Below are 14,097 nucleotides of genomic sequence, written 5' to 3'. Positions count from 1 at the left end.
GCCCCCGTTTCTTATTTGGCTGCGCCGTTCGCGCGCGCGACTATATCGGCGCACTGCGCCATAAGCGCCTCGAACGGCTCAGCGTCATCGAAGAGCAGCCCATCCTCAACCATGCGGGCATAGTCGTCCTCCAACGCCTTCGCGCCATCGCCGACCGGCACGAGTTGCAAGCCGCCGCTGACAGCCGCTGCATAGTCGATCGGCGTGCGGTCGGCGGCTTTCTCCGCGAAGAACATCGACTTGTGCCGGGCGACAGCGTTGGCCAGCTCGCGATCGGCGAAAGCAGCTTCCGCAAAGCCGGCTTCATCCAGCCGGACAACATCGTGCCAGTGTCGTGCGAAGCGGTCGCCGCGAAGCCGCTCCTGAAGGCAAAAGACGTGGATGGCGGTCGCCTTCTCCCAGAAGGTCCGCTCCGCGTGCATGACGCGCGGACGCGCCGTCGGGAATACCAGCCCGTCGATCAGGCCGGCGGCGTCGCAGGAGACATCGCGCAGGCTCGCCGGTTCGCCCGTCGAGCGCGCGCCGAACTCCAGCATGACGCTGGGCGCGACATAGCCGGACCCGGCCGCGGTCGCCTCGTAGTCGATGAAGAGCTTGTCATCCTCGACGCGGATGGCCGCAGCCAGACCTTCGGCGGCGAGTGCGTTCGCGATCACGGGCTGCACGGTTTCCGCGACCCATGCCGGCAACCGCCGACGGACCTCGCTGGACCAGCGCTTTTCCTCGCTTCGCGTTTTCGGCAAGCCCTCGCCATTGTCCCCGACCAGATCGGGCGCGATCGCCCGAATGTCATAGGTCAGATCCACATCCTCCGAAAACCGGCGAATGACGTGATAAGCTTTCGACAGCGACGTGCCGCCCTTGAACACTAGATGTTCGCCGAGCGGCGCAGCGTAGAGGGTCGCCAGCGCCCACACCACCCACACATCCTTTTCGAGAAGATGGGTGGGACGACCCGAACGGTCGGCCGCGACACCCAGCGCGTCGCGCCGGTCCTCGGCCGAAAGCTGGAGAAAGACATCAGCCATACGCCGCCTTTCCGACGCTCTGCGCGAGCCATGTCGGAAGCTGCGGCGCGGCGGCGACCAGTTCGCCGAACACGCCGGGCGGCATCTTCCGCTTCAATGTCGTGAGCGCGGCCTCTGCCTTTTCCGGGCCGAGCCAGGCCAGCGCCCGCACGGCCTCCCCCGCCGGCCGGTTGGCCAGGGCCAGTTGCCAGCGCGGTGCATGCCGCAATTCCACGATCTGCTTGCCGAGGTGCACCTTTCGGCTGCGCCCGGAGGTCAGATAGACCGAGCGGACGGGCACCTGCGTCGTCAAGCCAAGGGCGTTCGCCGCGGCAGCGCCGTTCGAGACGATGACCTCCCCCTTTTGGGTTGCAAGAGCCTCGACAGCCTGCTCGACCGAAGGCGTGCGCGTGCCGAACCGGCTGGCGATGGGACGCAGATAGACGCCACGACCGGCGCGGATGAGTTGCCCGCGCTCCGTCAGGCGCGACAACGCCTGATCCACGGCGGCCCGGTTTCCGAGGTGCAGCAGGCTCTTGGCGGACACAGGAGCGCCTTCGGGCAGGCCCGTCGCATGCGACAAAATCTGTTCGGTCAGCCGTGTCATCGTCTTTCTCCTGTCGGAAATATATGCGAGTTTCTGACAGTTTTCAAGGAAGTCCGGATAGGGGAAAGCCTTCCCCTGAGGCCGAGCCTTGGTCTCGGCCTACCCCTTCTGCGGGGAATCCCCGCAACGCCCCCTTCAGAGTGAGAGTGCGGACGGGTTTTCCGTGACGGGTTGAGGGCTGGAAGAGAGGCTTCCGGCGCCCGTCGCGGAGATCATCCCGATGGCCAGACACGATCGCAGCCCCGCAGAAGGTGGCGCGCGCAGCAACCTTTACGACGACATCACCAACAAGATCATCGCCGAGTTGGAGCAAGGGCGGCTGCCCTGGGTCCAGCCCTGGGGCGCGTCACCCAATACCGCCCCTCTGGGCCTGCCGAGAAATGCTTCAACCGGCCGTAGCTATTCCGGCATCAATATTCTGATCCTTTGGGGCGCTGTCATCCAGCACGGCTTCCCCGGTCAGGCGTGGCTGACTTTCCGCCAAGCCCTTTCGCTTGGCGGCAATGTCAGAAAGGGCGAGCGTGGCACCACCGTTGTCTATGCCGACCGTTTCACTCCCGAGGACGAGAAACGCCGTGCCCGCGAGACTGGCGAGGATGCGCATGCCATACCGTTCCTGAAGCGGTTCACGGTCTTCAATGCCGCACAATGCGATGGCTTGCCCGATGACATCACGGCAGTCACGCCGCAACCGCCGCCGGGCCTGATCGAACCTCAGGTCGAGGCGCTGATCCGGGCCACCGGCATCGACTTCCGAATTGGCGGCGATCGCGCCTTCTACATGCCCTCGCTCGACTATGTGCAGGTGCCGCCTCCGCAAGCCTATTTCGAGCCTATCAACTGGCACCGGACGGCCCTGCACGAGCTGGGTCACGCCAGCGGCCATCACAGCCGCCTCAGCCGCGATCTGACCGGCTCGTTCGGCTCGAAGAAATACGCTTTCGAGGAGATGATTGCCGAACAGGCCGCAGCTTTCAGTTGCGCTGCGCTCGGGATCGTGCCGACCGTCCGCCATGCCGATTACATCGGGTCGTGGCTGGAGGTCATGCGCGAGGATTCCCGCGCCATTGTCCGCGCAGCCTCGCAGGCCAGCAAGGCGGCGGACTGGCTGCTGTCGCATCTGCCTGTCGAGGAGATCGAGGAGCCGGATGCGAGCGTAACCGACCGGAGGGCCGCGGCATGATCCTCCTCACCGGCACACAGCGCGACCGCCTGCTGGCAAATGGCCGCCAGCGCGATCAGGATCACATCCCGGTCGTGAAGTTCTTCAACCCCCTTGGCGAGGGCGTCTGGCTCGCCACCGAACTGGACGAGGACGGCGACATCATGTTCGGCCTGGCTGATCTCGGCTATCCCGAACTGGGGTCGTGGAGCCTTACCGAAATGCAGTCAGTCCGGCTGCCCTTCGGAATGGGCATCGAGCGCGATCTGCTGTTCACCGGGGATTTCCCGATCTCGGTCTGGGCCGAGGCCGCCCGTGAGAGCGGCAGTATCCGCGCCGCTGAGCGCCTGCTCTACCGCGTCGGGGCGAGCTATTCCCGTACATCCGCCGATACAGAAAGCCGGAGTGCCTGATTTCCGGGTTTCAGGTTCTACGGCTGGCGTCGCTCTCTTCAGAGGAAGAGGGCGGCGCTTCGCTTCGTGACGGGCTGATAGCCGGAGAGAGAGGCTCACCGGCGTCCGTCATGGAGCAACTGACATGGCCACTGCCGTTCAGAAGATCACCCTGTCGTCCTCGCGCGACATTCCCTTCAACAAGCTGGTGCTCAGCCAGTCCAACGTCCGGCGCGTCAAGGCCGGGATCTCGGTCGAGGAACTGGCCGAGTCTATCGCCCGTCGCGGCCTGATCCAGTCCCTGCATGTCCGCCCGGTCGTGGATGCCGAGGGCAAGGAAACCGGCATGTTCGAAGTGCCCGCCGGCGGTCGCCGCTTCAGCGCGCTGGAACTGCTGGTCAAGCAGAAGCGCCTCGCCAAGGTCGCGCCGGTCCCGTGTGTTGTTTCGGAGGCCAGCGCCGATGTGCTGATCGACGAGGTATCGCTCGCCGAGAATATCGAGCGCGCACCGCTGCATCCGCTCGATCAGTTCCGCGCCTTCCAGACCATGCGCGAAAAGGGCATGACCGAGGAAGCCATCGCCGCCGCCTTCTTCGTGGATGCGAAGGTGGTGAAACAGCGCCTGCGTCTGGTTTCCGTCTCACCGACATTGCTCGACGTCTATGCCGAGGATGGCATGACGCTGGAACAGCTCATGGCCTTCAGCGTCAGTTCTGACCATGCCCGTCAGGAGCAGGTCTGGGAAGCGATCAAGGACGGCTGGCAGAAGGAACCTTACCTCATCCGACGCCTGCTGACCGAAACCACGGTCCGCGCCGCCGACAAGCGGGCAGTGTTTGTCGGCATTACCGCCTATGAGGAGGCTGGCGGCTGCGTGCTGCGCGATCTCTTCCAGCAGGACGATGGTGGCTGGTTGCAAGACCCGGTGCTGCTCGACCGGTTGGTGGGCGAAAAACTCAAGGCCGAGGCCGAGGCCATCGCCGCCGAGGGCTGGAAGTGGATCGAGGTCGCCATCACCTTTCCCTATGGTCACGATCATGGCCTTCGCCAGATTGTCGGCACCACAGTCGATCTGACCGAAGAGGAACGCGCCACCCGCGAGGCATTGCGCGACGAATATGACCGGCTTGAAGCCGAATATGGCGAGGCTGATGAACTGCCAGACGAGATCGACGCCCGGCTGGGTGAAATCGAACAGGCGCTGGAAACCTTCGAGCGCCGCCCGATGACCTTCGACCCCGTCCAGATCGGCACGGCAGGCGTCTTCATCAGCATCGACGCCGATGGCGCATTGCTGGTCGAGCGCGGCTATGTTCGCGCCGAGGATGAAACGCCTGCGGAACCGGAGGCTGAGATCGTTGACCCGGAAACCGGCGAGGTGATCCAGCGGGCAGAACCGGAGGTGAGCCGCATGCGTGCGGTTATCACGCTGGGCGGTCAGCCGGTCGAACCGGAGGAGGATGACGAGACCGAGACCATCAAGCCGCTGCCTGATCGTCTGGTCAGCGAGTTGACTGCACATCGCACCCTGGCGCTGCGGGATGCGGTGGCGGTGAACCCGCATGTCGCCATGACGGCACTGTTGCACCGGCTGGTCATGGATTGCTTCATGCCGCGTTCCAGCCGCGGATGCCTGGAAGCACAGGTCCGGGAGGTTCATCTGCCCGCACAGGCCGAGGATCTGCGCGATAGCGCGTCAGCCAAGGCCATCGCTGACCGCCACGAACGCTGGGGCGATCATGTCCCGGCAGACGATGCCGCCCTCTGGGATTGGCTGACCGATCTGGACGATGGATCGCGCATGGATCTGCTCGCCCATTGCGTCAGCTTCGGTGTCAACGCGCTCTATGAGAAGCCGAATCCTTACAGCGGAACGGGCGTCAGCCAGCACGGGCTGGACGTTCGCCTGTCGCAGGCTGATCGGCTGGCGCGTTCAACCGGCCTCGACATGGTGGCCGTGGGCTGGCGGCCGACGGTTGGCAATTATCTCGGCCGCGTGACCAAGCCGCGCATCCTTGAAGCTGTACGTGAAGGCGCTGGAGATCGAGCCGCTGAACTGATCGGGCACCTCAAGAAGGGAGACATGGCCAAGGAAGCCGAACGCCTCCTGGCGGAATCCGGCTGGCTGCCTGAGCCGCTGCGCATGGTGGATGATGGTGTCGAAGTCGATCCGGCATCGGGCGCTGCGGCAGAAGCCGACGATCTGCCCGATTTCCTCTCCGGCGATGGCGAGGACGACCCGGCTGACGACGAGGAAGAACAGCACATGGTCGCTGCTGAATAGTTCTCAGGCGGGGTGGCTTCGGCTGTCCCGTTTGCACCCTCCGTTTCCGCAACTCGCCCGGTCCTTGTGATCGGGCTTTTTCATTGGAGCGCTTCCATGCCCGCCATCATCGACGTCGATCAAATCTTTCTTGAGGATCGCGAACATTCCCTATCGGAGCGCACCCTGCCCTGGGAGGAAAGCCGCGACGGCATGACCGTTGTTGTGGAGCCAAAGCCCCATTGGGCCGAAGACATGCGCGTCTTCCGGCTCGATGCCCGTGAATATTGCCGCTACGCCGAATGGACAGCTCATGGCGCTCGTGCCCGTTTCTTCGGTCATATCGACACCTCAGGCGATGATCTGATGATGAAGGCGCGCGCGATGATTGCCCGCGAGATTGCCGATGGGCTTTGGAGCTGAAGACCCGATCGCAGGGTGTTGGGCCGTGAAGGTGGGAGGTCTGCACCGGACGGGTCCAATCCGGCTTCACCATACAATCCGCCGTCCCCATCAGGGCAAGCGGCAGCCATCTCTGGCCTGAACGGAACACGATCCTGATGCCAGCATGGTGGCAAGGCTGGCGCGGCAGAGCATCTGCGACGGGTATCCGGCATCCTGTCAGATGCGAAAAACCACCCCCGCTTCCATTCGCAAACCTTGGTCCGATCCGTCTCTTTGACATTCAACCCCGAAGGGGTCGGCTTACGCGCGCGTGCCGCCCTCGGGGATTCGGAAAAAGTCCGAACGCCCGAGGGTGATTGCAGATCCGGTCAGACACTTCGGGCGCCTGTCGCGCGGGGGATGGTCCCCCGCCTCCAAAGACAGGAGCCGGAACCCATGTCCTATGCAGATGCCACCGCCTTCGCCGCCAGCCTTGCCGCCACGCTGATGGTTTCGATTGTCGTGTTTCAGGCCGGAGACGGCACCCACGCCGCTTGCCCCGCCGCCGAGTTCGACGGCGACGACGACATGGTGAAGCTGGAGCTGGACCCGTGGGAGTAAGGCGCGAAAACGCCTCATCCCCGACGGCCCGAGCGCGGAGACCCGCGCTTCGGGCCTTCATTGCCTCAAGATGGCCCCCCATCGTCGGCAGCGGAACCGGGAACAAGCCCGGTCAGAGAGGAAGAGTGCGGGCCGTTCGGCCGTGACGGGTTGATGGCTGGAGAGAGAGGCTTTTCGGCGCCCGTCATGGAGTGATGCCGATGACCTTTGCCCGTTCCGAAACCTTCCGTTCCATCGGTCAGATTCTGGCTGCCGATGTTCTGCCCGCGCTTTATCGGTCGCAAAAGCTGCCGTTGCGCATCTCATGCCTCGGCGCGGCCAGCTATGACGCCAGTGACGCGGCGAACAGCTTTGACCGCGTGATCCCGCTTGGGGAATGCCCATCACTGGACGAGGCCATACAGACCGCAGCCTTGCGCGTGGCGCGCGGTAATATTTGCACGGGGCCGGACAGCTTCCCGTATTTTCAGCCGCGCATCATGCTCATTCAGGACCGAGATCAGCGCCTGGTCCTCGCCGGCGAAATCCGCGCCGGCATTATCCTCTGGCAACAGCCAGTCGCGTCCGATGCCGAGGCACGCAGGATCGTGACCGAGGCCAGCCGCCTGCGCGGTATGGCGTTCCGGGCTTCGGACCCCGGCGATGCGAGACGGCTGCGTTACCGCGCCGCTGCGCTGGAGGCCCGATTGGTCGATCCCTTCTGGCGCGAAACCTCGGCCGATCTGCTCCGCCTGCCGCAGGCCGCCTGAGCTTCACCCATTCCATCCCATTCGGCTCGGCCATACGCCGGGCCATGTCATGTCCGGAGACCGTCATGGCCGATTATTACACGCACTTTTCCTGCCTGCTTGACGTGGGCACCCCCGAAAACGCCGCCCGCGCGCTTGATCTCTACAACGCTCTGGCGGATGACAATGCCGTTGAGGATCCGCCTTCAGATGGCTTCCTGCTTTCCATCCAGCCAGAACATGGCAGCACGCAACTCTGGATGCGCGATGATGTCACCGGCGATCCCGAGCATGTCGTTCAGTTTGTCAAACGCTGCGCTGCCGAATTTGGCCTCAGCGGATTATGGGGTTTCCAGTACGCAAACAGCTGCTCGAAACCGCGTATCGACGGATTTGGTGGCGGGGCGCATGTCCTCGATCTTGCCACCGGCGAAACGGTGGACTGGATCTATACCGACGGCTGGCTTTCCACCGTGCTGGAGGGAGGCGATCCCTATGCCTGAGATCATCGAAACCACCGTCTATCGTCTCGATGAGCTGTCCGATGCAGCGAAGGACAAGGCCCGCGCCTGGTATCGCGAAGGCGGCTTCGATTATGACTGGTACGATGCCGTCTACGAGGATTTCCAGCGCATCACGGAAATCCTCGGATTGAAGCTCAAGACCCGTGCCGTCCGGTTGATGGGCGGCGGCACACGGCAGGAACCCTGCATCTGGTTCCGCGGCTTCTGTTCACAAGGTGACGGTGCCTGCTTTGAATCCTGGTACTCCTACCAGAAACATGGGCCGCGCCGGATCAGAGAATACGCCCCGCAGGACACCGAACTGCACCGCATCGCCGATGCCCTTCAGGCGATCCAGCGCCGCAATTTCTATCAGCTTCGCGCCGATGCCAGCCATCGCGGCCATTATTATCACGAATACTGCATGTCGATCACGGTCGAGCGCGACAGCCCGACCTGGCAGGACATGACCGCTGATGCCGAGGAGGCGGTCATCGAGGCGCTGCGCGATCTGGCCCGCTGGCTCTACCGCCAGCTTGAGCGCGAGTATGATTATCTGTCCTCGGACGAGGCTGTCGATGAAACCATTGCCGCCAATGAATACACCTTCACCGCAGCTGGTCGCCGCTTCGGATGATCCCGAGAAGACACTGACAAGCGCCCCACCGTCCGGTCGGGGCGCTTTTTTTTAGCTGCGCTTTGAGAGTCAGAGGCGGGCCGGAAGGGGTTAAGTCCGGGCGGTCGAGAGAGAGCGCTGTTCGGACCTGTCCTTTTCGCTCTCCTGAGGTTCCAGACATGAACATGGTGTTCCCCGTGACCGATCCGGTCACGCCAATGGCGGCTGCGCCCGCCATTCTGGCTGCGGCCAATCATCTGCTCCCCCATCTCGAACGCGGTCAGCGCGTCGATGCTGCCATCCTGCGCGGTGTGATGGAAACGGCCTTCGGCGCATCTGACGCTACCGGCGTCTGGGACTGGAAGCTTGCCTATGAGGCCTGCGAGGTCGCCACGGTCCTCTTCCTGCGCAAATACGGAAAGGCGCTTTTCCGTAAAGCCGCGTCTCCGGCTGCACGGATTTCCGTGCTGGCAAAGGTCGCGGGGCTGCTGCCCACGCAGACCCGACGTTCCGAGGAAAGCCAGAACTTCCAGCAATTTTCGACGCCGATCCCGCTCGGCCTTACCGCTCTGACGGCTGCCGCGATTACGCCCGATGACAGGGTGCTGGAACCATCGGCGGGCACCGGCCTTCTGGCGATCTTGGCGCAGACCATCGGCGGCTCGCTGATCCTCAACGAACTGGCCGAGACCCGGGCCGATCTGCTTGCCCAGATCTTTCCGGCTTTTGCCGTCACCCGCTTCGACGCCGCCCAGATCGATGATCATCTGGCTCCGGATGCTGTCCCCTCCGTGGTGCTGATGAACCCGCCATTCTCGGTCATGGCCAATGTCAGCGGGCGTGTCGCGGATGCGGCCTATCGCCATGTTGCCGCGGCACTGGCCCGTCTTGCTCCCGGCGGTCGGTTGGTGACGATCACCGGCGCTGGCTTTGGCCCCGAAGCTCCGGCATGGCGGGACGCCTTCATCCGCTTGCAGGCCCGTGGCCGCGTGGTGTTCAGCGCTGCCGTCGATGGTGCGGTCTATGCAAAGCACGGCACCACGATCGACACGCGGCTGACCGTTATCGACAAACTGCCCGCCGACGATCCCGCCAGTTTGCCGGCTTCGCCGGGGATCGCGCCTGATGTTGCCACGCTGATCGGATGGATCGAGGAACAGGTTCCGCCGCGCTTGCCAGTGTCATTGCCGAAGATCGTGGTTTCCGCTTCGGCCACCGCGCCGAAGACCGTGCGGGGCTATCTCGCTCGCTCGGCGGCTACGCGATCTGTCGCTGCTTCGGCCAATGATCCTGATGGCGTCGAACTCGCCTATGAGACCGTGGACTGGACGCCACCGGAAGGCGCTCGCCTGTCCGACGCGATCTATGAGGAATATGCGCTGCAATCGCTGCGTATCGCTGGTGCACAGCCGCATCCGACCAAGCTGGTGCAATCCGCCGCCATGGCCTCGGTCGCACCGCCCAAGCCTTCCTACCGGCCCATGCTGCCGCCCGACATCTGCGCGCGTCTGTCGGACGCCCAGCTTGAAACGGTGATCTATGCCGGTGAAGCCCACGCCGATCATCTCGCCGGCGCCTGGACCGTGGACGAGCATTTCGACAATGTGAGCGCCGCGCCCGAGGATGCTGCCGGATCGATCCGCTTTCGCCGGGGCTTCATGCTCGGTGATGGAACCGGCGCTGGCAAGGGTCGCCAGTCCGCCGCCATCATTCTCGACAACTGGCTGCGAGGGCGCCGCAAGGCGATCTGGATCTCCAAATCCGACAAGCTGATCGAGGACGCGCAACGCGACTGGTCGGCGCTCGGCATGGAGCGGCTGCTTGTCACACCTCTGTCACGCTTCCCGCAGGGCAAGCCGATCACGCTATCGGAAGGCATCCTGTTTACCACCTATGCCACGCTGCGCTCCGATGACCGGGGCGAGAAGGTTTCCCGCGTCAAGCAGATCGTCGAATGGTTGGGGTCCGATTTCGATGGAGCCATTATCTTCGACGAGAGCCATTCCATGCAGAATGCCGGTGGCGGAAAAGGTGAACGCGGTGATGTCGCCGCCTCGCAGCAGGGACGTGCGGGCCTGCGGCTTCAGCACGCGCTGCCCGACGCCCGCGTCGTCTATGTCTCGGCGACTGGCGCCACCACCGTCCACAATCTCGCCTATGCTCAGCGCCTCGGCCTCTGGGGCGGTGAGGACTTTCCGTTCCAGACCCGCGCCGAGTTCGTCGAGGCGATCGAATCCGGTGGCGTTGCGGCCATGGAGGTCCTGGCCCGCGACCTGCGATCTCTCGGCCTCTATACCGCCCGCTCACTCTCCTATGATGGCGTCGAATATGAACTGATCGAGCATCAGCTCACGGACGAACAGCGGCACATCTACGACTCATATGCTGCCGCCTTCGCTGTCATTCATGGGAACCTGGACGCGGCGATGGAAGCCGCCAACATCACCGGCAGCGAGGGGACGCTGAACCGGCAGGCCAAATCCGCCGCCCGTTCGGCCTTTGAAAGCACCAAGCAGCGCTTCTTTGGCCATCTGCTGACCTCCATGAAAACCCCGACCCTGATCCGGTCCATTGATGCCGATCTTGAAGCGGGCCATGCGGCCGTCATCCAGATCGTCTCGACCGGCGAAGCGCTGATGGAACGGCGGCTATCCGAGATCCCCACCGAGGAATGGAATGATATTTCCGTCGATGTCACTCCGAGGGAATATGTCGGCTCGTATTTGCAGCATTCCTTTCCGGTGCAGCTCTATGAACCTTTCAGCGATGGCGAGGGCAACCTGTCGTCACGCCCCGTCTTCCGCGATGGTCAGCCGGTGGAATGCCGCGAAGCGGTGGCGCGGCGCGACGAGATGCTGGAGCAGCTGGGTTCGCTTCCGCCTGTCCCCGGTGCGCTCGACCAGATCGTGCAGCGCTTCGGCACGGATATTGTGGCGGAGGTCACGGGCCGCTCACGCCGGATCGTGCGCAAGGGTATTGGAGCAGCGGCCCACCTAGCCGTCGAGAACCGTGCGCCTTCTGCCAATCTTGCCGAGACTTCGGCCTTCATGGATGATCAGAAGCGCATTCTGGTCTTCTCGGATGCCGGTGGCACGGGGCGCAGCTATCACGCCGAACTCTCGGCGCGAAACCAGCGGCTGCGCGTGCATTACCTGCTGGAGCCAGGCTGGAAGGCAGATGCCGCCATTCAGGGGCTGGGCCGCACCAACCGGACCAATCAGGCGCAGCCGCCGCTCTTCCGCCCCATCGCTACGGATGTCAAAGCCGAGAAGCGCTTCCTCTCGACCATCGCCCGCCGTCTCGACACGCTGGGCGCGATCACGCGCGGCCAGCGCCAGACCGGCGGTCAGGGGCTGTTCCGTCCGGAGGATAATCTGGAATCCGCCTATGCCCGCGACGCGCTGCGCCAGCTCTATCTGCTGATCGTGCGCGGCAAGGTCGAGGGCTGCTCGCTCGAACGGTTTGAATCCGCCACCGGCCTGAAGCTGATGGACAGCACCGGTGTGAAGGGCGAACTGCCGCCGATCACCACCTTCCTCAACCGCCTGCTGGCGCTGACCATCGAATTGCAGGGCATCCTGTTCTCGGCCTTCGAGCAGCTTCTGCAGGCACGGATCGACGGAGCAATCGCATCCGGCACCTATGACATGGGGCTGGAGACGCTGAAGGCCGAAAGCTTCATCGTCACAGACCGGCAGGTCATCCACACCCATCCGGGCACCGGCGCGGAAACCCGGCTCCTGACGCTCACCGAGCGCAAACGCAATCAGCCGGTTACGCTCAATGCCACCCTGGCGGAACTGGATGATCCCCGCGCAAGATTGCTCATCAACGAGCGATCCGGTCGCGCTGCCGTTCAGGTCCCGACCACCAGCGTCATGCTGGATGATGGTGAGATCGAAAGGCGCGTGCGGCTGATCCGGCCGATGGAAGCGATGAACATTCCGGTGCGGGCGATGGGCGAGACCCATTGGATCGAGGCTGACCGTGCCGCCTTCACCACAGCCTGGAAGGCGGAACTGGCCCAGGTGCCGGAGTTCACCGACAGCATCCTGCATATGGTGACAGGGCTGCTTCTGCCGATCTGGAAACGCCTGCCGAAGGACTCCGCCCGCGTCTATCGGCTCCAGACCGACGAGGGCGAACGCATCATCGGTCGCCGGGTATCGCCGGCCTGGGCCGCCAATGCTTCGACCAGTGGCGTCACCAACAACCTGACACCGGATGCCGCCTATGCCGCGCTGATCGAAGGTCGCACGATCCTTGATCTCGCCGAAGGGCTGAAACTGCGCCGCGTCCGCGTCATGGGCGCCAACCGGATCGAACTGACCGGCTTTACTGATGCGATGCGTGACCGGCTGCGAGCCTATGGCCTCTTCAGTGAGATCATCTCGTGGAAACTGCGCTTCTTCGTGCCCGTCGATGCAACGGGGCCGGAGATCATCGGCAAACTGCTTGACCGCTTCCCGGTTGAGCGCATCGGTGAGCGGGAGGCCGCATAATGGCGCGTCTCAACGCTTCCGAACTGGCGCAGCGTCTCGGCCGACAGGCCGAGGCGGTGTGCCGCCATTATCTCTCCAATGGCCGCAAACAGGGCAATTACTGGCAGGTTGGCGATGTCCGAAACACGGCTGGCCGCTCCATGTTCGTCCGGTTGCACGACAGCGTGAAAGGCATTGCCGGTAAATGGCAGGACTCGGCCACGGGGGAATATGGCGATCTGCTGGACGTGATCCGGGACTCGCTCGGTCTGATCGATTTCACAGACGTTGCCGAAGAAGCCCGGCGCTTCCTCAGCCTGCCGCATCCTGAACCGCAGCCGCCATCCCGTCAGTCCCGCCCGCCAGCACCATCGGGATCATCGGAGGCCACACGCCGACTCTGGCGCATGACACAGCCGCTGATCGGCAGTACCGCAGAAGCGTATTTACGCGGACGCGGGATGACGGATTTACGCCAAACCGCAAATCTGCGTTTCCATCCCAACTGCTACTGGCGGCCCGAGGACGATGCCCCGACGCAAGCCTGGCCCGCCATGATCGCCGCCGTCACCGACTTCGATGGCAGGATCACCGGCGCGCACCGCACCTGGCTGGCCCCGGACGGTTCCGGCAAGGCACCTGTCGATCCGCCAAGGAAGGCAATGGGCGACCTGCTCGGACATGCGGTTCGTTTCGGTGATGCGCACGATGTCATGGCAGCAGGGGAAGGTATCGAAACCATCCTGTCACTGCGTCAGGCTCTGCCCACCATGCCGATGGTTTCCGCACTCTCGGCCGGACATCTCGCCGCTATTCTGTTCCCGCCACAACTGCGCAGGCTCTATATCGTCCGTGATAACGATCCGGCAGGGAACAGCGCCCGCGATAGCCTGGTGGACCGGGCGCACGAGGTCGGAATCGAGACCATCACGCTCTCGCCCATGATGGGGGACTTCAACGAAGATCTCGTAACTCATGGGCTGGATGCCGTTCGAGCAGAGATCCGGGTGCAAATCGCCCCCGAGGACGTCAGCCGCTTCATGGCTTCAATAGCATAGCCGGTATGGGGCCGTGATCGGGGGCGTTCCGATCCGGTCATGCGCGCAGGCTGCCTGTCATCAGAAGAGGACCGCGCCTTGGCCTTCCGAGAGGGCGATCGGCCCACAAACGCTCCGGTCAGGCAATGGCGGCGCCCGACTGATTTCCGTCGGCGGGCAAGCCCGCCTTTACAGCGCGAAACAAATCAGTCGGGCTTTGCCATCAAGGCCCTCGCCAGAGGCTCGTGCTGCCAGACCGGAGTGCCCGTGGGCGTGTCTCGCCATGAAGGCCGCGA

At 63.8% G+C, this 14,097-nt stretch carries 12 protein-coding genes; 10 read left to right on the top strand and 2 right to left on the bottom strand.

The window, feature by feature from the left end:
• Positions 1-11 precede the first annotated feature (11 nt).
• Together P7F60_RS18855 and P7F60_RS18850 are read right to left on the bottom strand one after the other, a co-directional pair.
• The gene (locus tag P7F60_RS18855; protein WP_038146410.1) at positions 12-1,028 is read right to left on the bottom strand and encodes a nucleotidyl transferase AbiEii/AbiGii toxin family protein; all 1,017 of its coding nucleotides are present in this window, start codon (positions 1,026-1,028) and stop codon (positions 12-14) included.
• Positions 1,021-1,614 (bottom strand): DUF6088 family protein, encoded by a 594-nt coding sequence (locus P7F60_RS18850; RefSeq protein WP_038146409.1) that lies wholly within the window; start codon positions 1,612-1,614, stop codon positions 1,021-1,023. The genes P7F60_RS18855 and P7F60_RS18850 overlap by 8 nt, the downstream gene beginning before the upstream one ends.
• A gap of 220 nt (positions 1,615-1,834) precedes the next feature.
• Between P7F60_RS18850 and P7F60_RS18845 the strand changes: the two genes are divergently transcribed.
• From P7F60_RS18845 to P7F60_RS18800, 10 genes are all read left to right on the top strand, one after another.
• Complete coding sequence (locus P7F60_RS18845; RefSeq protein ID WP_038146408.1) at positions 1,835-2,797, top strand: zincin-like metallopeptidase domain-containing protein; 963 nt, start codon at positions 1,835-1,837, stop codon at positions 2,795-2,797.
• On the top strand, positions 2,794-3,189 hold the full coding sequence (locus tag P7F60_RS18840; protein ID WP_038146406.1) for a DUF2958 domain-containing protein: 396 nt from the start codon (positions 2,794-2,796) through the stop codon (positions 3,187-3,189). The genes P7F60_RS18845 and P7F60_RS18840 overlap by 4 nt, the downstream gene beginning before the upstream one ends.
• A 124-nt stretch (positions 3,190-3,313) precedes the next feature.
• Entirely contained in the window at positions 3,314-5,452 is a 2,139-nt protein-coding gene (locus P7F60_RS18835) for a ParB/RepB/Spo0J family partition protein (protein WP_038146404.1), read from the top strand.
• 96 nt (positions 5,453-5,548) lie between these two features.
• Positions 5,549-5,854, top strand: a complete 306-nt coding sequence (locus P7F60_RS18830) for a hypothetical protein (RefSeq protein ID WP_038146403.1) — start codon at positions 5,549-5,551, stop codon at positions 5,852-5,854.
• Positions 5,855-6,271: 417 nt separating this feature from the next.
• Positions 6,272-6,436 (top strand): hypothetical protein, encoded by a 165-nt coding sequence (locus P7F60_RS18825; RefSeq protein WP_009450567.1) that lies wholly within the window; start codon positions 6,272-6,274, stop codon positions 6,434-6,436.
• A gap of 200 nt (positions 6,437-6,636) precedes the next feature.
• Positions 6,637-7,185: a hypothetical protein gene (locus P7F60_RS18820; RefSeq protein ID WP_197707328.1), complete on the top strand. Its 549-nt coding sequence runs from the start codon at positions 6,637-6,639 to the stop codon at positions 7,183-7,185.
• Between the two features lie 65 nt (positions 7,186-7,250).
• Positions 7,251-7,667: a hypothetical protein gene (locus P7F60_RS18815; RefSeq protein ID WP_038146402.1), complete on the top strand. Its 417-nt coding sequence runs from the start codon at positions 7,251-7,253 to the stop codon at positions 7,665-7,667.
• On the top strand, positions 7,660-8,304 hold the full coding sequence (locus P7F60_RS18810) for an antitoxin of toxin-antitoxin stability system (RefSeq protein ID WP_100237026.1): 645 nt from the start codon (positions 7,660-7,662) through the stop codon (positions 8,302-8,304). Before P7F60_RS18815 ends, P7F60_RS18810 begins: the two co-directional genes overlap by 8 nt.
• Before the next feature lie 158 nt (positions 8,305-8,462).
• Positions 8,463-12,785: a strawberry notch-like NTP hydrolase domain-containing protein gene (locus tag P7F60_RS18805; RefSeq protein ID WP_277919236.1), complete on the top strand. Its 4,323-nt coding sequence runs from the start codon at positions 8,463-8,465 to the stop codon at positions 12,783-12,785.
• Complete coding sequence (locus P7F60_RS18800) at positions 12,785-13,822, top strand: toprim domain-containing protein (protein WP_277919235.1); 1,038 nt, start codon at positions 12,785-12,787, stop codon at positions 13,820-13,822. Before P7F60_RS18805 ends, P7F60_RS18800 begins: the two co-directional genes overlap by 1 nt.
• Positions 13,823-14,097 lie beyond the last annotated feature (275 nt).

Source organism: Rhizobium sp. YJ-22 (assembly GCF_029601685.1).
In the GTDB taxonomy this organism is placed as follows: Bacteria; Pseudomonadota; Alphaproteobacteria; order Rhizobiales; family Rhizobiaceae; genus Metarhizobium.
The sequence above is the reverse complement of the archived record's forward strand: the minus strand, read 5'-3'. Positions and strand labels throughout refer to the sequence as shown.